The sequence below is a fragment of the Bradyrhizobium sp. 190 genome (assembly GCF_023073415.1).
In the GTDB taxonomy this organism is placed as follows: domain Bacteria; phylum Pseudomonadota; class Alphaproteobacteria; order Rhizobiales; family Xanthobacteraceae; genus Bradyrhizobium.
Genome location: NZ_JADPJL010000085.1, coordinates 94,625 through 114,743, shown reverse-complemented (window position 1 = coordinate 114,743; position 20,119 = coordinate 94,625). Strand labels below are relative to the sequence as shown.

The following is a 20,119-nucleotide window of genomic DNA, read 5'->3' as shown; positions in this document are numbered from 1 at the left end:
AGCCCTGCGATTCCATGACCTCCGAACGTTACAACGCCCGTGATTCCGAGCCGCGCTGGCAACGCCAGTGGGACGAAAAGGCGATCTTCGCCTCCAAGAACGACGATTCCAGGCCGAAATATTACGTGCTTGAGATGTTCCCCTACCCGTCCGGGCGCATCCATATGGGCCACGTCCGCAACTACGCCATGGGCGATGTGCTGGCGCGGTTCATGAGGGCCCAAGGATACAACGTGCTGCACCCGATGGGCTGGGACGCCTTCGGGCTGCCCGCGGAGAACGCCGCGATCGAGCGCAAGGTGGCGCCCAAGGCCTGGACCTACGACAACATTGCAGCGATGAAGAAGCAGCTCCAGACCATGGGGCTCTCGCTCGACTGGTCACGCGAATTCGCGACCTGCGATCCCAGCTATTACAAGCATCAGCAGAAGATGTTTCTGGATTTCCTGGGCGCGGGCCTCGCCGAGCGCGAAAAGCGCAAGATCAACTGGGATCCGGTCGACATGACCGTGCTCGCCAACGAGCAGGTGATCGACGGCCGCGGCTGGCGCTCCGGCGCCGTGGTCGAGCAGCGCGAGATGAACCAGTGGGTGTTCAAGATCACGAAGTACTCGCAGGAACTGCTGGACGCGCTTGATAGCCTGGACCGCTGGCCCGACAAGGTCCGGCTGATGCAGCGCAACTGGATCGGCCGCTCCGAGGGCTTGCTGTTGCGCTTCGCGCTCGACCCCGCGACGACACCCGCGGGCGAGTCGGAGCTGAAGATTTTCACGACGCGACCCGACACGCTGTTCGGCGCCAAGTTCATGGCAATCGCGGCGGATCACCCGCTGGCGCAGGCGGCGGCCGCGAAGAATCAGAAGCTGGCCGAGTTCATCGCGGACGTGAAAAAGATCGGCACCGCGCAGGAGATCATCGACACCGCCGAGAAGCAGGGTTTTGATACCGGCATCAAGGCCGTTCACCCGTTTGATCCGAGCTGGAAGCTGCCGGTCTATGTCGCGAACTTCGTGCTGATGGAATACGGCACCGGCGCCATCTTCGGCTGCCCGGGGCACGACCAGCGCGACCTCGATTTCGTCAACAAATACGGGCTCGGCGTGACGCCGGTGGTCTGCCCCGAGGGCCAGGACCCAAAAACCTTCTTCATCACGGACACCGCCTATGACGGCGACGGCCGCATGATCAATTCCCGCTTCCTCGACGGCATGACCATCGAGCAGGCCAAGGAAGAGATCGCAAAACGGCTGGAAAATGAGATGCGTGGCAACGTGCCGGTCGGCGAGCGGCAGGTAAACTTCCGCCTGCGCGACTGGGGCATTTCGCGGCAGCGCTATTGGGGCTGCCCGATCCCGGTGATCCACTGCCCGAAATGCGACGTCGTGCCGGTGCCCGACGATCAGTTGCCGGTGGTGCTGCCGGAGGACGCGACGTTCGACCGGCCCGGCAACGCGCTCGACCATCACCCGACCTGGAAGCACGTCACCTGCCCGAAATGCGGGGCTAAGGCCCAACGCGAAACCGACACCATGGACACCTTCGTGGATTCGTCCTGGTACTTTGCGCGTTTCACTGATCCCTGGAACGAGAAAGCGCCGACCACGCCCGATGTGGCGAACCGGATGATGCCGGTCGACCAGTATATCGGCGGCGTCGAGCACGCGATCCTGCACCTGCTCTACAGCCGCTTCTTCACCCGCGCGATGAAGGCCACCGGCCATATCGCCATGGACGAACCGTTCGCCGGCATGTTCACCCAGGGCATGGTGGTGCATGAGACCTATCAGAAGGCCGACGACACCTACGTCACGCCCGCGGAAGTAAAAATCGAGGGTACTGGCGCTGATCGACGCGCGACGCTGCTGACCTCGGGCGAAGCCATCAATATCGGCGCGATCGAGAAAATGTCGAAGTCGAAGCGCAACACGATCGATCCCGACGAGATAATTTCCGCCTATGGCGCCGACGTGGCGCGCTGGTTCATGCTGTCGGATTCGCCACCCGACCGCGACGTGATCTGGAGCGAGGAAGGTGTACGCGGTGCCAACCGTTTCGTGCAGCGGCTGTGGCGGCTGACCAACGAAATCGCAGACCTGCTGCCCAGTGTTCAGGCCCCCACCCAGCCATTCGGTCCGGATGCCACCCGAATAAGGAAAGTGGCCCATCGCGCTCTGGCCCGATACGGCGAGGACATCCGGCGCCTTCGTTTCAACGTCTGTGTCGCGAATATCTACGATCTGGTAAACAAGCTTGACGAGGAGCATCGGGCGGCCTTTGGCCCGAATGATGAAGGGCCAGATTTTGACGTCTCCACGGCCTTGGTTGAGGCCGCCGTCATCCTCGTTCAATTGTTCGCGCCGATGATGCCGCACCTGGCCGAGGAGTGCTGGCAGGTCCTGGGGCAGCCCGGGTTGATTTCGGAGGCCAACTGGCCCCAAATCGAACGCGATTTGCTGGTTGAAGACACCGTGACGCTGGTGGTCCAGGTCAATGGCAAAAAACGGGGTGATGTTACCGTGCCACGGGTCGCCCAAAATCCGGAAATTGAGGCTGCCGTTTTGGCGCTCGATGCGGTAAAACTCGCTCTCGGCGGCAAGGCCGTCCGCAAGGTAATCGTAGTTCCCATGAGGATCGTGAATGTCGTTGGCTAGGACCCGGATCGCCGTTCGGCTCATCGCCGTCGCCGCTCTGGCGGCGCTTACGGCCGGCTGCTTCCAGCCGATGTATGCCGAACGTAACGATGGCAAGCCCGGCCTGCGCGAAAAGCTGATGGGCGTGGAAATCCCGCCGGTGGACAAGCCCAATGCCTCCCGCGAGGCCCGGATCCAGGTGGAGATCCGCAACGCGCTGGCGTTCAAGCTCTACGGCAACGCCACCGGCATGCCGCCGACGCATCGGCTGGTGCTGCGCTTTACCAGTTCGCGCTCCTCGCTGATGCTCGATCCCGCCACGGCGCTGCCGTCGAGCGAGAATTACGGCATCGACGCGCAGTACAATCTGATCGACCTCGCAACCAACAAGTCGGTCATGACGGGCACGACCTTCTCCCGCGTGTCCTATGACATCCCCGGCCAGTTGCAGCGCTTCGCCCGCGCCCGCGCCTTCCGCGACGCCGAGGATCGCGCCGCCAACGAAATTGCGGAAAACATCCAGACCCGGCTGGCGTCCTACTTCTACGCCGGCACCTGATCCCGTTGGTCGCGCTCCGCGGAAAAGATATCGACGCTTTTCTCGCCCGGCCCGATGCCGGCCGCCCCATCATCCTGCTTTACGGCCCGGATGCCGGCCTGGTCCGCGAGCGCGCCGACGCGCTGATAGCTTCCGCCGTCGATGACCCCAACGATCCCTTTTCGCTGGTGCGGCTGGATGGCGATGAGCTGTCGGCCGAACCATCGCGGCTGGTCGACGAGGCCATGACGATCCCGATGTTCGGCGGCCGCCGCGCCATTCGTGTGCGCGCCGGCTCCCGCAGTTTTGCCAGCGGCGTCGACACGCTGGCTGATTCGCCGGTGAAGGATTGCCGCATCGTGATCGAGGCCGGCGAGCTGCGGCCGGAATCGCCGCTACGCAAGGCCTGCGAGCGCGCCAAGACCGCGGTCGCCATCGCCTGCTATCCCGACACCGAGCGCGACTTGGCCAGATTGATCGATGAGGAACTGCGGTCTTCCGATTTGCGCATCGCCGCTGACGCTCGCGCCGTGCTGATGTCATTGCTCGGCGGCGACCGCCAGGCCTCGCGCAACGAGCTTCGCAAGCTGGCACTCTACGCCCACGGCAAGGGCGAGATCGCGCTCGACGATGTCATGACCGTTGTGTCCGACGCGTCCGAGCTGAAGCTGGACCCGATCGTGGATGGCGCCTTTGCCGGCAAGCCGGATCTGGTCGAAAGCGAATTTGCCAAGGCGATGGTCGCCGGCACCTATCCCGGCGTGATCATCTCGGCCGCGCAGCGCCAGGCGGCGTGGCTGCACAAATCGGCGCTTGCGGTGGCCGAAGGTACGCCAGTCTCGACCTTGCTCGAAAGCGGATATCCGCGCCTGCATTTCTCGCGCAAGGGCGCCGTCGAAATCGCGCTGCGCAATTTCAGCGCGGCGCGACTTGTCGCCATCATCGATCAGCTCGGGACCGCCGCACTCGACATGCGCAAGCAGGCATCGCTGGCCTCCGCCATCGGGCTGCGCACCTTGCTGTCGATTGCCGCGAACGCGAAGCGGCGAGGGTGAGGATGCCGGGCGAGCCTGCAGACGTCGTAACTCTTTGGCGCCCGGTTGGACCGGTCGAGCTGGAATTGATCCGAAAGAGCGGAATGCGCGCATTCCCGCCACGGCTTCCGGAACAGCCGATCTTCTATCCTGTGCTGTCTGAAGAATATGCGGTGAAGATTGCCCGCGACTGGAACGTCCCGGCCAGCGGCTCCGGCTACGTCACCCGGTTTGAGGTCAGGCGCAATTTCCTGGAAAACTACCGCGTGCAAAAAGCCGGCGGCTCCACGCATTTGGAGTACTGGATTCCGGCCGAGGAAATGACTGCCTTCAACGAGGCCATCGTGGGCGAGATCGAGGTCGTCGCGGAGTTTCGTTGATGATTCGCTCTCTCTCAGCTCCCCTTCGCCAGACGGCTATCGCGCCGGTGCGCGGGGCGCGTCGGAAACAAAATCGCGAAAACAACCCCATGCAAAGTAGGTGCGCCCGTCAATTCCCCTTCGCCAGCCGCCGCATCACCTCGTCGAGTTGTTCGAGATTGCGATAGCTGATCTGGACGGAGCCGCCTGGGTCGCGATGATTGACGGTCACGGCAAGACCGAGTGCATCGCTGACACGCTTTTCCAGTGCGATCGTGTCGGGATCCTTGACCTTCCCGCCGCCGCCGCTACGCGCCTTCTGCGGCTTGCGTTCCGGGACGCCCTCCTCATGTGCCAGCGCTTCGGTCTGGCGCACGTTGAGGCCCTCCTCAACAATGCGTTTCGCCGCGGCCAGCGGATCGGGCACGCCGATCAGGGCGCGGGCGTGGCCTGCCGTCAATTGGCCGTTGGCGATAAAAGCCTGCACCTCCGCCGGCAATTTCGTCAGCCGCATCATGTTGGCGACGTGGCTGCGGCTCTTGCCGACTTCCTTGGCGATGTCTTCCTGGCTGCGTTTGAACTCGTCGGCCAGCGCGTGATAGCCCTGCGCCTCTTCCATCGCATTGAGATCTTCGCGCTGCACGTTCTCGATGATCATGATCTCGAGCGCGTCGCTGTCGCTGACCTCAATGGGGACGATCGGCACCTCGTGCAAACTGGCCAGTTGCGCGGCGCGCCAGCGGCGTTCACCGGCGATGATCTCGTAGCGATCCTGCGAACCCTTCACCGGCCGCACCACGATTGGCTGGATCACGCCGTGCTGCTTGACGGAACTGGCGAGCTCGCCGAGTTCGGTATCGGAAAAGGTCCGGCGCGGGTTGCGCGGATTTGGTTTCAAAAATTCGATCGGCACCTTGCGCTGATTGCGCGGCCGTTCGACATGCGCCGCCTCGCCGCCGACATCCCCGATCAGACTTGCGAGACCACGACCCAGTCGCGAACGCGTTTCGTCGGCCATCGCCGCCAACTCCCTAGGATTCACTTACGCTACTCCGGAACAAAATTCGGTTGCCTGTAGAATGGGCAAAGCCAAGCGTGCCCACCGATTTTCGCGACAGACATAATGGTGGGCGCGGCGAAGGCGCCTTTGCCCACCCTACGCCCGCTAATGCGTCCTCAGCTCGCGCTCGCGCTGGATCACTTCCGTCGCAAGCTTGAGATACGCTTCGCTGCCGACGCATTTGAGATCGTAGACCAGCACCGGCTTGCCGTAGGACGGCGCCTCGGAGATACGCACGTTGCGGGGGATCATGGTGTCGTAGACCTTGCCGCCCATGAACTGCCGCACGTCGGCGACAACCTGGTTCGACAAATTGTTGCGCGAGTCGAACATGGTCAGCACGATGCCGTGGATCGACAGGTTCGGATTGAGCGTCGAGCGCACCTGCTCCACCGTCTGCAGCAATTGCGACAGACCTTCGAGCGCGAAGAACTCGCATTGCAGCGGCACCAGGATCGCATCCGACGCCGCCATCGCGTTGACGGTGAGAAGGTTGAGCGAGGGCGGACAATCGATCAGCACATAGGTGTATTCGGTGTCCGGCGCCGCGTTCTTGTTCAGCGCGGCGATCGCATCGCGCAGGCGGAAGGCGCGGCCGGGCGTCGCGCCGAGCTCGAGCTCGAGGCCCGACAGGTCCATGGTCGAGGAGGCAATGTGCAGCCGCGGCACCGCGGTGGCGACTACGGCGTCGCGCAGCGGCGCTTCGCCGATCAGCACGTCGTAGGTCGAGCAGTTGCGGTTGCGGCGGTCGATGCCAAGACCGGTTGAAGCATTGCCCTGCGGATCGAGATCGACGATCAGCACGCGCTCGCCGATCGCGGCGAGTGCTGTGCCCAGATTGATCGCTGTGGTGGTCTTGCCGACGCCGCCCTTCTGGTTGGCCAGCGACAGGATACGCGGATGAGGCGGTGGAGTTGGCTCCCTATCCTCTTGATATAGCTCGTCTAATTCGCTCATGCCCGATCGCCATCTGTGATCGCGGAGGAGTTGCGCCGCTCGATCCGATCGAGTTCGACGATCCAGCCGTGCCCGCCCGTGCGGCTGGAATGGAGTCGCGGTTCAATATTCCAATATTTAGTGGCCTCGGTCAATTCGACCTCTACATCTTGACCCTTAAGAAACAACGCTTTCGCGCCGTTGCTCACAAACGGTTCCGCGAAACCGACAAGCTGATGTAACGGAGCCAGCGCCCGCGCAGTGACGCAATCGACGCGGCTACCGATTCTATCCACAATATCCCCGATCCCAGCCAAATGCACGGTCGCAGCCGCGGAAGTTACGCGGACTGCCTCACGCAGAAACGCCGCCTTCTTGGCGTTGCGCTCGACTAAATGGACATTGGCGCCCGGCGTCTCGGCCAAAGCGCAGGCCAGGACCACACCCGGAAAGCCGCCGCCGCTGCCGAGGTCGACCCAGATCTTCGCGGATGAGGCCAGACTCAGAAGCTGGAGCGAATCGGCAACGTGTCGGGTCCAGAGATGCGGAAGCGTCGACGGCGCGACGAGATTGGTCTTGGCTTGCCACTCCACGAGGAGGCCGACGTAGCGATCAAGCCGTGCCTCCGTTTCACGTGAAACGGGGGTGAGGGCCAAAGCAGCGGTCTTGTCGGATGGCATGGTCGGCGTGGTGGCTTGGCCGGCGGCTTTCGCCATGAGCGGTCTCGCTGTCCGTCGTCTTCGAATCGTAGGATGGGTGGAGCGAAGCGATACCCATCAACGCCCCGCACGTTTGGGCGATGGGTATCGCTTCGCTCAACCCATCCTACATCAACGTTTCACGTGAAACAGATTCTTAAGCCGTCGCCTTCGAAGTCTTCCGCCGCGCCTCACGACGCAAATACGCCGCCAGGATGCCCAGCGCTGCCGGTGTCAAACCATCAAGCCGTCCCGCCTGCCCCACCGTCCGCGGCCGCGCCGCCTCTAGCTTTGAGCGCGCCTCGTTGGAAAGACCGGGCACATCGGCATAGTCCATGTCGGTCAGGACCAGCCCCTCGTCGCGCCTGAAGGCATCGACGTCGGCGGTCTGACGCTTGAGATAGACATCGTACTTGGCGTCGATCTCGAGATGCACGGCGATGGATGGATCGACGGCCGACAGCTCCGGCCAAATGCCGCGCAGCACGTCCCATTCGATCTCGGGATAGGCCAGCAACTCAAACGCCGAACGCCGATGGCCATCCCGGTTCAGAGCCAGGCCATGCTTGGCTGCTTCGTTGGGAGTCATCGTCAGCGACTTTGCCAATGCCTTCGCCGCAGCTAGCGCGGCCATCTTCGTCGCGTGTCGCTGCGAGCGCGCCTGCCCGACGCAGCCCAAGGCGATCCCCTTATCGGTCAGACGCTGGTCGGCATTGTCGGCCCGCAAGGTCAGACGATACTCCGCCCGCGAGGTGAACATCCGGTACGGCTCTGATATCCCTCGGGTCACGAGGTCGTCGATCATCACGCCGAGATAGCCATCCGCCCGATCGAACACGATCGGGTCGGCGCCTCCTGCTGCCAATGCCGCGTTCAGGCCCGCGACTATTCCCTGAGCCGCCGCCTCCTCATATCCGGTAGTGCCGTTGATCTGTCCGGCCAGGAAGAGACCCGGCAGGCGCCTGGTCTGCAGCGTCGGCTCAAGTTCGCGCGGGTCGACATGGTCGTATTCGATGGCATAGCCCGGCCGAACCATCCTCACCTGCTCAAGTCCGGGAATGGTCGCGAGGATCGCGAGCTGAACTTCTTCCGGCAGCGAGGTCGAGATGCCGTTGGGATAGACCGTGGAGTCGTCGAGTCCCTCCGGCTCCAGGAAGATCTGGTGGCCGTCGCGATCGCCGAACCGGACGATCTTATCCTCTATCGAGGGACAGTAGCGCGGACCGCTGCTCTTGATCTGGCCGGAATACATCGGCGAACGGTGCACGTTGGCCCGGATGACTTCATGGGTCGCCGGCGTCGTCCGCGTGATCCCACACTGGATCTGCGGCGTCGTAATCCGATCGGTCATGACCGAGAACGGCTCCGGCGGATCGTCGCCGGGCTGCATTTCAACGGCGGACCAGTCGATGCTCGTGCCATCGAGCCGCGGCGGCGTGCCGGTCTTCAGACGGCCCAGCGTAAAACCGGCGCGTTCGAACGAGGCTGAAAGCCCCATCGCCGGCGCCTCCCCGACCCGTCCGGCCGGCCAGTTCTTCTCGCCGAGATGGATCAGACCACGCAGGAAGGTCCCGGTGGTGATCACCACCGCACCCGCATTCAACTGGCGGCCGTCGCCCAAGCGAATTCCGGTGACTCGGCCGTTCGAGACGATCAGATCATCCGCCTCGCCTTCGATCACACAGAGATTGGCGGTCTCCCGGATCGCGGCCTGCATGGCGGCGGCGTAAAGCTTGCGGTCCGCCTGGGCCCGTGGTCCGCGGACCGCCGGACCCTTGCGGCGGTTCAGCATCCGAAACTGAATCCCACCGGCATCAGCCACGCGGCCCATCAGGCCGTCCAAGGCATCGACCTCGCGGACCAGATGACCCTTGCCGAGACCTCCGATGGCGGGATTGCAGGACATGGCCCCGACGGTGGCGCACTTGTGAGTCACCAGCGCAGTCTTGGCACCCATCCGCGCAGCGGCACTCGCGGCTTCGCAGCCGGCATGGCCGCCGCCGATGACGATGACGTCGAAAGAGTCCGCTTGGGAAAGCATGCGGGGACTTCTATCCCGGAGTCGTTGGACCCGAAAGCAGAAGTTTGAGGAAAGTGTTTCACGTGAAACACGGGATTCGCCCGGGCCCTTGTTTCACGTGAAACATGGTTAGCAAAAGGTAAGCAAACGTCACTTACCTACGCAGAACTCCCGGAAGATGACGTCGAGAATGTCTTCGACATCCACGCGCCCGAGCAACCTTCCCAGCGAAAGTGTCGCCGTCCGGAGTTCTTCCGCCGCCAGCTCCTCGCCCTGCCCGACCACCGCGATACAGCGTTGTAGTGAAGCCGCCGTCTCCTGCAGCTGTTTCCGTTGACGGGTGCGGCTGATCAGTCCGGCCTCGGTGCCGCCAAAGTAGCGCTGGGCGAAACCGACCAACGCCGCGATCAGCTCCGGCACGCCATCGCCGCGACTCGCCGAAATCTGGAAGGCACGGCCTTCGGCCGACTCTGCCAATGGCCGACCGGCCATCTCGAGATCAATCTTGTTGCGCACCAGCCAGATCGGTGCGGTCCTCTCGGTCTCGACTCCTGACGAGTCCGCCAGCCACAGCACGAGGTCCGCATCAGCCGCCCGGACACGGGCGCGGCGAACACCCTCCTGCTCTACTGGGTCATCGGTCTCCCGAATGCCCGCGGTGTCGATCACCGTCACCGGATAACCATCGAGGTCGAGCTGTACCTCGATGACGTCGCGCGTGGTGCCGGCATGTGGCGACACGATCGCGACCTCACGGCGCGCGAGCTGATTCATCAGCGTCGACTTGCCTACATTCGGCGGGCCGGCGATCGCGACGACGAGACCATCGCGAAGCCGCTCACTCCGCCCCTGCCCCGCCAGGACTTCCTCGATCTCGGCCAGCAGCACTTTGACCTTCGCCATCGCCGGCGCGATCAATTCCGCCGGCACGTCGCCCTCGTCCGAAAAATCAATCCCGGCCTCGATCAACGCAGACGCTTCGATGATCCGCGCGCGCCAGTCGCGCGCTCGGTCGCCAAGCAGTCCCTTCAGTTGGCGCAGCGCCTGGCGCCGCTGCCGATCGGTGTCGGCATGAATGAGATCGTCGAGACCTTCGGCCTCCGTCAGATCGAGCTTGCCGTTCTCGAAAGCGCGCCGGGTAAATTCCCCAGGCTCGGCCGGTCGAACATCTTCCAATGCGGAGAGCGCGGCGAACAAGGTGGCCAACACCGCGCGTCCGCCATGGACGTGAAACTCCGCGACGTCTTCCCCGGTCGCGCTGGCCGGGCCTGGAAACCACAGCACCACCGCATCGTCGATCGGCCGCTGGCCGACATCCCGAAGCAGTGTGCGGGTGGCCATTCGCGGCGGCGGCAATTTGCCGGCCAGCGCCGTCACGATCTTTCCAGCCTGCGGTCCCGAGACGCGCACCAAGGCGATCGCGCTCGGTGGCCGGCCGGACGACAATGCGAAAATGGTCTGATCCCGCGGATGCATGGCCTATTTGTGCGGGAGGTTTTGAAAAGGCAACGCGATTCGATTCGAAGCCTGAACGCGCAGGCCATATCGCGGCTCTACCGCGGACCGGCGCGGCAAAAAATGCTGCAAAATCCGGAGAGGCGCCCTCCCCCGGACGCCGAGGTTCAAATAAAGAATATAAAATTCAGTATGTTAGATGGTTAACTAATCACTAAGGCAAATCATCCGTTGCTGCATTCGCTTCGCAGCGACGCTCGCAACATGAAAAAGGCGCCCCGCGGTGCGAGGCGCCCTCTCCCAAAGCCCAGCCTGGCGGCTCAGGTGTTCATCGAGTCGAAGAACTCCGAGTTGTTCTTGGTGTTGCGAAGCTTGTCGAGCAGGAAGTCGATCGCGTCCATGGTGCCCATCGGATTGAGGATCCGGCGCAGCACGTACATCTTTTTCAGGAGTTGCGGATCGGTGATGAGCTCTTCCTTGCGGGTGCCGGAGCGCGAGATGTCGATCGCCGGGAAGGTCCGCTTGTCCGAGACCTTGCGGTCGAGAATCAGTTCGGAGTTACCGGTGCCCTTGAATTCTTCGAAGATCACTTCGTCCATGCGGCTGCCGGTATCGACCAGCGCGGTTGCGATGATCGTAAGCGAACCGCCCTCCTCGATGTTTCGCGCGGCGCCGAAGAATCGTTTCGGCCGCTGCAGCGCGTTGGCGTCGACACCGCCGGTCAGCACCTTGCCGGATGACGGCACCACGGTGTTGTAGGCGCGGCCCAGACGGGTGATCGAGTCGAGAAGGATGACCACGTCGCGACCGTGCTCGACGAGCCGCTTGGCTTTCTCGATCACCATCTCGGCGACCTGGACGTGACGCACGGCGGGTTCGTCAAAGGTGGACGACACCACCTCGCCTTTCACCGAACGCTGCATGTCCGTGACTTCTTCCGGACGCTCGTCGATCAGCAGCACGATCAGATAGCATTCCGGATGATTGGCGGTGATGGAGTGCGCGATGTTCTGCATCAGCACCGTCTTGCCGGTGCGCGGCGGCGCCACGATCAGGGCGCGCTGGCCTTTGCCGATGGGCGCAACGATGTCGATCACCCTTGCAGAAAGGTCTTTTCGCGTCGGGTCCTCGAGCTCGAGGCGGAAGCGCTGATCCGGAAACAGCGGAGTCAAATTGTCGAAATTGACCTTGTGCTTGGATTTTTCCGGATCCTCGAAATTGAGGGTGTTGACCTTCAGCAGCGCGAAATAGCGTTCACCTTCTTTCGGGCTGCGGATATGGCCTTCGATGGTGTCGCCGGTGCGAAGACCGAAGCGGCGGATCTGCGACGGCGAGACGTAGATGTCGTCGGGGCCGGGCAGGTAGTTGGCGTCGGGCGAGCGCAGAAAGCCGAAGCCGTCGGAGAGAACCTCAACGACGCCTTCGCCGATAATATCGATTTCCTGGATCGCGAGCTGCTTGAGAATGGCGAACATCAGCTCCTGCTTGCGCATGGTGCTGGCATTTTCGACCCCGTTCTCTTCCGCGAACGAGACGAGCTCGGCCGGCGTTTTCGATTTGAGGTCCTGGAGTTTCATTTCCCGCATTGGGGTGGTCCTGTGGAGTGTTCTTTAGGGAAGGGGTGCGAGGTGGCTTGAAGAAAAAGCGGACACGAAAAAGGGAAGGTCCGCAGGTCTAAGCAAGGAAAGCGCCGGTGAGGCTTCAAACCTGATGCGGCGGCCGGTCCAATGAAGGAGCCGGAACGCAACCACATCCGCCTGCGTGGGGTGGGATTTCGACAATATAGAAAATCGCCCGGCGCTTCGCAAGCAGGTGGAAAACCGGATCATCGTGGAAAGCTCAAGCCTAGAACGGCTTTACGATCACCAGGATGACGATAAAAATCATCAGGACGGTAGGTACCTCATTGATAATACGATAGAATTTCTGACTTCTGGTATTCCGGTCGGCGGCGAAATCCTTGACCCAGCGGGAAAAAAAACCGTGGACACCCGACAGGACCAGCACCAGCGTCAGTTTGGCGTGAAACCAGCCGTATATGTACCAATCCCCACTCCAGGCCAGATAGAGCCCGGCCAGCCAGGTGATGATCATCGCGGGATTGATGATCGCCTTCAGCAATCGCCGTTCCATCACCTTGAAGGTCTCGGACTGCTTCGATCCGACCTCGGCCTCGCAGTGATAGACGAACAGCCGCGGCAGATAGAGCATGCCGGCCATCCAGGAGATGACGGCAATCACATGCAGCGCCTTGATCCAGGGATACGCCGTGAGGATGGTGAACTCGTACATTGCAGTCGCCAGGCCTTGCTCGTCTCTGGAACGTTCCGATCATCCCGACGTTGCGAAGAAGCGCTGCCAACGTGGGACGCAAGACATATCCGCAAAGCACCGCTTCTCTAAACTAATAATTTTAGAATCTTAGGTTTGAGTCTAAGTGACCGTGATTATGACTCACACAAAACGATCCCGCATGTTTGCGAGGCTTGTTCACAGCCGTCCCCAATTCCGGCCGGACATTGCATCATCCTGATAACGCCACGCGCATCAATTGCTTGCGCCGTTTCGTGGCCAGCTTATGAAGAGACAAATCCACACCTTCCCACTATCATGGCGATGAGCCGGTGGACTTGTCCTCTCGGGGAGCCCTGTGAAGAAAAGTCCGGGTTATCCCTGACGTGACGACCCAGGGCCAAATATCTTGGTCAAGCTCCACAGGGATTCACAGGATACACAGGGGTTCTGGTGCCCACGATCGGCAATTATTTTCATCTTCATCTGGTCTCCGACTCGACCGGCGAGACGCTGATCACGGTGGCGCGCGCGGTCGCCGCGCAATACGCCAACGTGACCGCGGTCGAACATGTCTATCCGTTGGTGCGCAGCCAGAAGCAGCTTGACCGCGTGCTCGACGAAATCGAGGAGGCGCCGGGCATCGTGCTCTTCACGCTGCTGGAAAAGGATCTGGTCGGCCGGCTGGAGGCCAAGTGCAGGGACATCAACATCCCGAGCCTGTCGATTATTGGCCCGGTGATGCAAATGTTCGAAGCCTATCTCGGCGCGGCGACGACGGGCAGGGTGGGGGCCCAGCACGTTCTGAACGCGGAATATTTCAAGCGCATCGACGCCTTGAACTACACCATGATCCATGACGACGGCCAGCACGTCGAAGGTCTGGAAGATGCCGACGTGGTTCTGGTCGGCGTGTCCCGTACCTCGAAGACGCCGACCTCGATTTATCTCGCCAACCGCGGCGTCCGCACCGCGAACGTGCCGCTGGTGCCGGGCATTCCGTTGCCGCACCAGCTGGAGACGTTGAAGAAGCCATTGGTCGTCAGCCTTCATGCGACGCCGGAGCGGTTGATCCAGGTCCGGCAAAACCGGTTGCTAAGCATGGGCGCCGATACCCCCAACGATGAATACATCGATCGTCAGGCGGTAACCGATGAAGTCGCCTACGCCCGGAAACTAAGTGCCAAATTCAGTTGGGCGCAGCTCGACGTGACGCGCCGCTCGATCGAGGAAACGGCTGCCGCCGTGCTGAAACTGTTCACCGATCGTCAGCGGCAGCGGCTTCCGGAATGATGTTTTCGCGATGACTATCTGGCGTGGAAAAGATCCGCTGATCCTGGCCTCGCAGAGCCGCGCGCGGCAGATGTTGCTTGCCAATGCCGGGATTTCCTTCGATGCCGTTCCGGCCGATATCGACGAACGCGCGTTGCAGAAGAATTCCGGCCTTTCCGCGCCGGGTGAAATCGCGGGCCTGCTGGCGCGCGAGAAGGCGGGCTTCGTATCGTCAAAAAATCCCGGCCGTTATATTGTCGGCGCCGATCAGACGCTGGCTTTGGGAAGCCGCCTGTTCAGCAAGCCTGCCGACCGCGCGCAGGCCGCAGAGCAACTGCGCCTGCTTGCCGGCCATACGCACGAACTGCACTCCGCCGTTGCGGTTGCCCGTGACGGCAAGATAGTGTTTTCCAATGTCGTCGTTGCCAGAATGACGATGCGGCGTTTGGACGAAAGCGAGATCGAAGCCTATCTGGATCAGGCCGGGCAGGCGGTCACGACCAGCGTCGGCGCCTATCAGCTCGAAGGGTTGGGCGTGCATTTGTTCGAACGCATAGAGGGCGACCACTTTACGATCCTCGGCCTGCCGCTACTGCCGCTGCTGGCGTTCCTGCGCGGTGAGGGCCTGCTCAATGTCTAGAATGGAAACGGCGATCTGATGCGCATTCTCGGACTGACCGGCTCTATCGGGATGGGAAAATCCACCACCGCAAAGCTGTTCACTGAGGCGGGCGTTCCGGTTTATGACGCCGATGCCGCCGTTCACAAAATCTATGAAGGCGAGGCGGCACCCGCGATCGAGGCGGCGTTTCCCGGAACGACCGTCGATGGCAAGGTCGATCGCGCCAAACTTTCCGCCAAAGTGGTGCATGATCAGGCCGCGATCAAACAGCTCGAGCAGATTGTTCACCCGATGCTCGGCGCCTCCCGCCAGAAATTCCTCGACGAGGCCGAACGGTCCGGCGCGCCGGTCGTGGTGATGGATATCCCGCTATTGTTCGAGACCGGCGGCGAGAAACGCGTCGATGCCGTCGTCGTGGTCTCTACCGATCCGGCGACGCAGCGCGAGCGGATTTTGGCGCGCGGCACCATGACGTCAGAGGCGCTCGACGGCATTCTGGCGCGGCAAATGCCCGACGCCGAAAAGCGCAAGCGTGCGGATTTCGTGGTGGATACGTCGCATGGATTGGACCCCGTGCGCACAGCAATCCGCGACATTCTGGCCGAAGTCGTTAAAATGCCGCAGCGGCGAACCTGATTCGCAACAAGCTCCGGTCTTTCACATCCATGCGCGAAATCGTTCTCGATACCGAAACCACTGGCCTCGACCCGCTGCGCGGCGATCGACTGGTCGAGATCGGCTGCATCGAAATCTACAACCGCATGCCGACGGGGCAGACCTTTCACCGCTACATCAATCCCGAGCGCGACATGCCGGCGGAAGCGTTTGCCGTGCATGGCCTGTCCAGCGAGTTTCTTTCCGGCAAGCCGCTGTTCACGGAAGTGGTCGAGGAGTTCCTGGAATTCATCGGCGACGCGCCGCTCGTCATCCACAACGCCTCATTCGACGTCAGCTTCATCAATGCCGAGCTTGACCGCATCAAACTGCAGCCGATTTTGCGCGACCGGCTGGTGGATACGCTGCTCCTGGCCCGCCGCAAGCATCCGGGCGTGTCGAACCGGCTGGACGATCTCTGCTCGCGCTATGCTATCGACAATTCCCGCCGCACCAAGCACGGCGCACTGCTCGACGCCGAGCTATTGGCCGAAGTCTATATCGACCTGATCGGGGCGCGGCAGTCGCAACTGATCCTGGCGTCGGAAACCCGCGTCACCATCAGCAACGGATTTGGCGAAACGCCGCGCCGGCAGCGCGAGGTGCCGCTGGCGCCGCGAATCACCGAGGCGGACCGCGACGCGCATCGCGCCTTCATCGCCACTTTGGGCGACAAACCGATCTGGAACGATTTTCTCGGGGCGGCCTAGCGGCGTTTGGCCGCTGGGCTGCCTTGAATTCGGCTTTAGCTCGGCTTCGCGCCGGAAGCGGCCTGTGCCGCAGCCTGCCGTTCCATATTCTGGCGGTACAGGCCGACGAAATCGACGGGATCGAGCATCAGGGGCGGGAAGCCGCCGTCGCGCACCGCGGTCGCGATGATTTCGCGCGCGAACGGGAACAACAGCCGCGGACACTCGATCATGACCAGCGGGTGCAGGTTTTCCTGCGGCACATTGACGATGCGGAACACGCCGGCATAGGCCAGCTCGAAGCTGAACATCACCTTGCCGGCATTTTCAGCCTTGCCTTCGATCGAAAGCGTCACTTCGAACTCGTTTTCCGAGAGATTATTCGCGGAAACGTTGATCTGGATGTTGATCGCCGGCTGCTGCTGTTGCGGTGCCAGCGAGGAGGGGGCGTTCGGATTCTCGAACGACAGGTCCTTGGTGTACTGGGCCAGCACGTTGAGCTGGGGAGGGGCCTGTTCGGGAGGTGCGCCGTTGCCGTTGGTCATGAAACTCTCTCCTGAAGCTGGCGAGCGGAGCCCGTTTTCGTCTGAATTCGCTCGATGGGCGGGATGCCTTTTCCGGGCGAGTGGCTATCATAGCCCCGCCTCGTTCCACAAGGACGACGGCCCGGCCGACTGGACCCTTGGCGAAATGTGGCAGATATGCCTAATACGGCCCCGCCGGCCACTCAATACGTACCCTAAATAATTGAATGTGCGTGATTTCCGGACAGGATCGGGTTTCCCCTCGCCCCCAAAACGCGCTACAATTCACCCGCGCCAAAACGCGCCATTGGCCGGGCGTAGTTTCATGCCTACATGCTGCAGTCTCAATCGATGATGTCTCTGCCGTTCTCAGGGAAAACTCGTAAGAGAGCTTCCCATCAGGGAACGCTCGACCGCCGGGCCCGTTGCCGGCGTTAGAACCAGAAAGCGAATACGACGTGGATATTTACACCATCATCTTCCTGGCGCTGGCGGTCTTCATCTTCCTGCGCCTGCGCAGCGTCCTCGGACAGCGCACCGGGAGCGAACGGCCGCCCTATGATCGCGCCGCGCCGAACGTCGTGCAGCGTACGCAGGACAACAACAATGTCGTTCCGATGCCCGGTGCGGTGATCGATCAGGCGCCGCTGGCGCCGACCGCCGATGTCGCGCCGGCCGATCGCTGGAAGGGCGTCGCCGAGCCGGGCACCCCGCTGGCTGCCGGCCTCGATGCCATTGCCGCCCAGGACTCCTCGTTCGATCCGCAGCATTTCATCTCCGGCGCGCGCGGCGCCTACGAGATGATCGTGCTGGCCTTCGCCAATGGCGACCGCCGCGCCCTGAAGGATCTTTTGTCCGGCGAGGTCTATGAAAGCTTCGAGGCCGTGATCAAGGATCGCGAGAAGCACGAGCAGAAAACCGAAACGCGGTTTGTTTCGATTGACAAGGCCGAGCTGGTGAGCGCGGAAGCCCGCGACCGCGCGGCGCAACTGACCGTTCGCTTCGTGTCGCAGATGATCTCGGTTACCCGCGACAAGACCGGCGCCATCGTCGATGGCAATTCCGATAAGGTCGCCGATATCACTGATGTCTGGACATTTGCCCGCGACTCGAGCTCTCGCGATCCGAACTGGAAGTTGGTTGGCACCGGAAGCGCTGCCTGAGACGCGACGCCTTGCGAGGCTCGCGTTTGGCGTGTTCGCTTTGGCGTGTTCGCTAGCTCCGGTAGATGCTCTTGCGGCACGTTATGCGCGTTCGCAAAAGCCTCCGCTTCCGCCATCAGTCCGACAGCTGCCATATCCAGAGCTTGAACTCCCGTTTCAGATTAACGGCGGCCAGTATGCACCGGTCGCCTGGTCCGAGATCGCGGGCTGGCGCGAGGACGATCATCTCGCCGCATACCAGGCGTTTAGAGTAAGCTGCAGGCCAATAGTGGCGCAGCAAAAGCCACCTTCCGATCCAAAGGCACTCGGTACCTCGCTGCGCGATCCCTGCCGTATCGCCAGGAGCATCGAACTATCCGATAGCACGAAGGCCAGGGCTTTCTTCGAAGAACACTTTCTGCCCTTGCGCATTTCGCGGCTCGGCGAAGGCGAGGGTTTTGTCACCGGCTATTACGAGCCCATTGTCGACGGCTCGCGGACGGAGAACGAGGTCTACAAGGTGCCGGTCTATCGCCGGCCGTCCAATCTGTTCGTCCGCGGCACCACACAGAGCTCGGCCGGCTTGCCCAACAAGGGCCAGGTGTTCCGCAAGATCGGCCGCCGCAAGCTGGTGCCCTATTATGATCGCGCCGAGATCGAGGATGGTGCGATTGCCGACCGCGGGCTCGAAATCTGCTGGCTGAAGGAACAGACCGACCTGCTGTTCTCGCAGATCCAGGGTTCGGCGCGGGTCAGCCTCGACGACGGATCGACCGTTCGTATCAATTACGACGCCCATAATGGCTATCCCTATACGCCGGTCGGCCGCATCCTGATCGAGCGCAACATCATCCCCAAGGATCAGATGTCGATGCAGAAGATCCGGGAGTGGATGGAGCAGAATCCTAATGAGGCCGACGAGCTGCGGCGGCAGAACAAGTCCTACGTCTTCTTCCGCGAGGTGCAGCTTTCCGACAAGGACGAGGCGGTCGGCGCCCAGGGCGTGCCGCTGACGCCGGGGCGCTCGATTGCGGTTGACAAATCGCTGCATGTCTATGGCACGCCGTTCTTCATCGAGGGCGAACTGCCGATCGAATCAGAACTGTCGAAGACGCCGTTTCGTCGCCTCATGATTGGGCAGGACACCGGCTCCGCCATCGTCGGTCCTGCACGCGCCGACCTTTATTTCGGCGCCGGTCTCGAAGCCGGCAAGGTTGCCGGCCGCCTCCGTCACAATGCGCGCTTCGTCATTCTGGTGCCGAAGAGCCTCGATCCGGTGGCGCGCGGCCGCAAGATGCCGGTGCCCGACGAGCGGCCGTCGGAGACGATCGCCAAACTGTTCCCGCAAACCGCGCCGTTGAAAGATCCGTCCAGGGAGCAGACGAACGCTGCGAGGCCGCCCGAGGTTACGGCGGCGACCAACACCAGGCCCGCCGGTCAGGCAGCACCGCCGTCGCCAGCAGCGGTGCCTTCGCAAACCCCGGCGATTCAGGCTGCGGTGGCGAAGCCGGTGCCGCTTCCCGAGCCGCGGCCCCAGGTTGAAGCGGTCTCTGTAAAGCCGCATCAGCGTCACCTGCGCCGCTATCGCCATCGTCGATGAAACGCCGGCGGTCGAGCTTGATTCCCGAACTGCCGGAGCCGCCACGACGCAAGCGCGGCCTGAGCGAAGAGGAGCGCGCTCTGTGGGAGAGCGTCGCCAAGCAGGTCAAGCCGTTGCGCAAGCGCCGCGCCTCGAAACCGTCGGTCGCCTCGACGGAAGACGATACCAAACTCGCGCCGAAACCCGCCGCTTCGCCGAGGCACGCCGCGAAGCAACGAATCGTTGCTCCTTCAAAGCCGGAGCCGCCGCCGCTGGCACCGATCGGCCGCCGCGAGCGGTCGCATCTGTCGCGCGGGCGAAAGGAGATCGATGCCCGGCTCGACCTGCACGGCATGACGCAGACGAGGGCGCATCGCGCGCTGTTCGGTTTCCTGCAGCGCGCCCATCATGACGGGCTGACCTTCGTGCTCATCATCACGGGCAAGGGCAAGATGGGTGCTGAGTCCGAGCGTGGTGTGTTGCGCCGTCAGGTGCCGCAATGGCTCGGCCTGCCGGAATTCCGCTCGCTGGTGGTCGGCTTCGAGGAAGCCCATATCGGCCATGGCGGCGAGGGCGCCCTGTATGTCCGGGTGCGAAGATCGAGAATTTAGGCCT

General features: G+C 62.4%; 19 protein-coding genes. 11 read left to right on the top strand and 8 right to left on the bottom strand.

Features of this window, described 5'->3' with window-relative positions:
- Nucleotides 1-14 precede the first annotated feature (14 nt).
- From leuS to IVB22_RS40950, 4 genes are read left to right on the top strand one after another with little or no spacing between them, the layout of a single operon-like run.
- Nucleotides 15-2,651 (top strand): leucine--tRNA ligase, encoded by a 2,637-nt coding sequence (gene leuS / locus IVB22_RS40965; RefSeq protein ID WP_247522805.1) that lies wholly within the window; start codon nucleotides 15-17, stop codon nucleotides 2,649-2,651.
- Nucleotides 2,638-3,189 carry an LPS assembly lipoprotein LptE gene (gene lptE, locus IVB22_RS40960; RefSeq protein WP_247522804.1) on the top strand — a complete coding sequence of 184 codons (552 nt, stop codon included), beginning with the start codon at nucleotides 2,638-2,640 and terminating at the stop codon, nucleotides 3,187-3,189. The genes leuS and lptE overlap by 14 nt, the downstream gene beginning before the upstream one ends.
- Before the next feature lie 5 nt (nucleotides 3,190-3,194).
- Nucleotides 3,195-4,223, top strand: coding sequence for a DNA polymerase III subunit delta (holA, locus tag IVB22_RS40955; protein ID WP_247522803.1), 1,029 nt, complete (start codon nucleotides 3,195-3,197; stop codon nucleotides 4,221-4,223).
- Nucleotides 4,224-4,225: 2 nt separating this feature from the next.
- Nucleotides 4,226-4,582: an ADP-ribosylation/crystallin J1 gene (locus IVB22_RS40950; protein WP_247522802.1), complete on the top strand. Its 357-nt coding sequence runs from the start codon at nucleotides 4,226-4,228 to the stop codon at nucleotides 4,580-4,582.
- 109 nt (nucleotides 4,583-4,691) lie between these two features.
- On the opposite strand, the gene IVB22_RS40945 is transcribed toward IVB22_RS40950, so the two are convergent.
- From IVB22_RS40945 to hemJ, 7 genes are all read right to left on the bottom strand, one after another.
- Nucleotides 4,692-5,579 carry a ParB/RepB/Spo0J family partition protein gene (locus tag IVB22_RS40945; protein ID WP_247522801.1) on the bottom strand — a complete coding sequence of 296 codons (888 nt, stop codon included), beginning with the start codon at nucleotides 5,577-5,579 and terminating at the stop codon, nucleotides 4,692-4,694.
- A 147-nt stretch (nucleotides 5,580-5,726) separates the two neighbouring features.
- The gene (locus IVB22_RS40940; protein WP_247522800.1) at nucleotides 5,727-6,578 is read right to left on the bottom strand and encodes a ParA family protein; all 852 of its coding nucleotides are present in this window, start codon (nucleotides 6,576-6,578) and stop codon (nucleotides 5,727-5,729) included.
- Nucleotides 6,575-7,273, bottom strand: coding sequence for a 16S rRNA (guanine(527)-N(7))-methyltransferase RsmG (rsmG, locus tag IVB22_RS40935; RefSeq protein WP_247522799.1), 699 nt, complete (start codon nucleotides 7,271-7,273; stop codon nucleotides 6,575-6,577). Before rsmG ends, IVB22_RS40940 begins: the two co-directional genes overlap by 4 nt.
- A 139-nt stretch (nucleotides 7,274-7,412) precedes the next feature.
- Nucleotides 7,413-9,296: a tRNA uridine-5-carboxymethylaminomethyl(34) synthesis enzyme MnmG gene (mnmG, locus tag IVB22_RS40930; protein ID WP_247522798.1), complete on the bottom strand. Its 1,884-nt coding sequence runs from the start codon at nucleotides 9,294-9,296 to the stop codon at nucleotides 7,413-7,415.
- Nucleotides 9,297-9,425: 129 nt separating this feature from the next.
- Nucleotides 9,426-10,751 (bottom strand): tRNA uridine-5-carboxymethylaminomethyl(34) synthesis GTPase MnmE, encoded by a 1,326-nt coding sequence (mnmE, locus tag IVB22_RS40925; protein ID WP_247522797.1) that lies wholly within the window; start codon nucleotides 10,749-10,751, stop codon nucleotides 9,426-9,428.
- A 299-nt stretch (nucleotides 10,752-11,050) separates the two neighbouring features.
- Nucleotides 11,051-12,316, bottom strand: a complete 1,266-nt coding sequence (rho, locus tag IVB22_RS40920) for a transcription termination factor Rho (RefSeq protein WP_108520089.1) — start codon at nucleotides 12,314-12,316, stop codon at nucleotides 11,051-11,053.
- 259 nt (nucleotides 12,317-12,575) lie between these two features.
- Nucleotides 12,576-13,022: a protoporphyrinogen oxidase HemJ gene (gene hemJ, locus IVB22_RS40915; RefSeq protein WP_247522796.1), complete on the bottom strand. Its 447-nt coding sequence runs from the start codon at nucleotides 13,020-13,022 to the stop codon at nucleotides 12,576-12,578.
- 453 nt (nucleotides 13,023-13,475) lie between these two features.
- On the opposite strand from hemJ, the gene IVB22_RS40910 reads away from it, so the two are divergent.
- The 4 genes from IVB22_RS40910 to dnaQ are packed head-to-tail and all read left to right on the top strand — an operon-like array spanning nucleotide 13,476 to nucleotide 16,280.
- Nucleotides 13,476-14,315, top strand: coding sequence for a pyruvate, water dikinase regulatory protein (locus tag IVB22_RS40910; protein WP_247522795.1), 840 nt, complete (start codon nucleotides 13,476-13,478; stop codon nucleotides 14,313-14,315).
- 10 nt (nucleotides 14,316-14,325) lie between these two features.
- Entirely contained in the window at nucleotides 14,326-14,934 is a 609-nt protein-coding gene (locus tag IVB22_RS40905) for a nucleoside triphosphate pyrophosphatase (protein ID WP_247522794.1), read from the top strand.
- 18 nt (nucleotides 14,935-14,952) lie between these two features.
- Complete coding sequence (gene coaE, locus IVB22_RS40900) at nucleotides 14,953-15,552, top strand: dephospho-CoA kinase (protein ID WP_247522793.1); 600 nt, start codon at nucleotides 14,953-14,955, stop codon at nucleotides 15,550-15,552.
- 29 nt (nucleotides 15,553-15,581) lie between these two features.
- Nucleotides 15,582-16,280: a DNA polymerase III subunit epsilon gene (gene dnaQ, locus IVB22_RS40895; RefSeq protein WP_247522792.1), complete on the top strand. Its 699-nt coding sequence runs from the start codon at nucleotides 15,582-15,584 to the stop codon at nucleotides 16,278-16,280.
- Nucleotides 16,281-16,315: 35 nt separating this feature from the next.
- Here dnaQ and secB read toward each other — a convergent pair whose 3' ends face one another.
- The gene (gene secB, locus IVB22_RS40890) at nucleotides 16,316-16,804 is read right to left on the bottom strand and encodes a protein-export chaperone SecB (protein WP_214488193.1); all 489 of its coding nucleotides are present in this window, start codon (nucleotides 16,802-16,804) and stop codon (nucleotides 16,316-16,318) included.
- 437 nt (nucleotides 16,805-17,241) lie between these two features.
- On the opposite strand from secB, the gene IVB22_RS40885 reads away from it, so the two are divergent.
- From IVB22_RS40885 to IVB22_RS40875, 3 genes are read left to right on the top strand one after another with little or no spacing between them, the layout of a single operon-like run.
- Nucleotides 17,242-17,946, top strand: coding sequence for a Tim44/TimA family putative adaptor protein (locus tag IVB22_RS40885; protein ID WP_247522791.1), 705 nt, complete (start codon nucleotides 17,242-17,244; stop codon nucleotides 17,944-17,946).
- Entirely contained in the window at nucleotides 17,924-19,525 is a 1,602-nt protein-coding gene (locus tag IVB22_RS40880) for a murein transglycosylase A (RefSeq protein WP_374207863.1), read from the top strand. The genes IVB22_RS40885 and IVB22_RS40880 overlap by 23 nt, the downstream gene beginning before the upstream one ends.
- The gene (locus IVB22_RS40875) at nucleotides 19,522-20,115 is read left to right on the top strand and encodes a Smr/MutS family protein (protein WP_247522789.1); all 594 of its coding nucleotides are present in this window, start codon (nucleotides 19,522-19,524) and stop codon (nucleotides 20,113-20,115) included. Before IVB22_RS40880 ends, IVB22_RS40875 begins: the two co-directional genes overlap by 4 nt.
- Nucleotides 20,116-20,119 lie beyond the last annotated feature (4 nt).

What these genes read in the sequence shown, in the direction of transcription:
- IVB22_RS40875 (WP_247522789.1), top strand. Translation starts at nt 19,522, where the DNA reads ATGAAACGCCGGCGGTCGAGCTTGATTCCCGAACTGCCGGAGCCGCCA.
- IVB22_RS40950 (WP_247522802.1), top strand. Translation starts at nt 4,226, where the DNA reads ATGCCGGGCGAGCCTGCAGACGTCGTAACTCTTTGGCGCCCGGTTGGA.
- mnmG (WP_247522798.1), bottom strand. Translation starts at nt 9,296, where the DNA reads ATGCTTTCCCAAGCGGACTCTTTCGACGTCATCGTCATCGGCGGCGGC.
- rsmG (WP_247522799.1), bottom strand. Translation starts at nt 7,273, where the DNA reads ATGGCGAAAGCCGCCGGCCAAGCCACCACGCCGACCATGCCATCCGAC.
- dnaQ (WP_247522792.1), top strand. Translation starts at nt 15,582, where the DNA reads ATGCGCGAAATCGTTCTCGATACCGAAACCACTGGCCTCGACCCGCTG.
- secB (WP_214488193.1), bottom strand. Translation starts at nt 16,804, where the DNA reads ATGACCAACGGCAACGGCGCACCTCCCGAACAGGCCCCTCCCCAGCTC.
- IVB22_RS40905 (WP_247522794.1), top strand. Translation starts at nt 14,326, where the DNA reads ATGACTATCTGGCGTGGAAAAGATCCGCTGATCCTGGCCTCGCAGAGC.
- coaE (WP_247522793.1), top strand. Translation starts at nt 14,953, where the DNA reads ATGCGCATTCTCGGACTGACCGGCTCTATCGGGATGGGAAAATCCACC.
- rho (WP_108520089.1), bottom strand. Translation starts at nt 12,316, where the DNA reads ATGCGGGAAATGAAACTCCAGGACCTCAAATCGAAAACGCCGGCCGAG.
- leuS (WP_247522805.1), top strand. Translation starts at nt 15, where the DNA reads ATGACCTCCGAACGTTACAACGCCCGTGATTCCGAGCCGCGCTGGCAA.
- hemJ (WP_247522796.1), bottom strand. Translation starts at nt 13,022, where the DNA reads ATGTACGAGTTCACCATCCTCACGGCGTATCCCTGGATCAAGGCGCTG.
- lptE (WP_247522804.1), top strand. Translation starts at nt 2,638, where the DNA reads ATGTCGTTGGCTAGGACCCGGATCGCCGTTCGGCTCATCGCCGTCGCC.
- IVB22_RS40940 (WP_247522800.1), bottom strand. Translation starts at nt 6,578, where the DNA reads ATGAGCGAATTAGACGAGCTATATCAAGAGGATAGGGAGCCAACTCCA.
- IVB22_RS40945 (WP_247522801.1), bottom strand. Translation starts at nt 5,579, where the DNA reads ATGGCCGACGAAACGCGTTCGCGACTGGGTCGTGGTCTCGCAAGTCTG.
- mnmE (WP_247522797.1), bottom strand. Translation starts at nt 10,751, where the DNA reads ATGCATCCGCGGGATCAGACCATTTTCGCATTGTCGTCCGGCCGGCCA.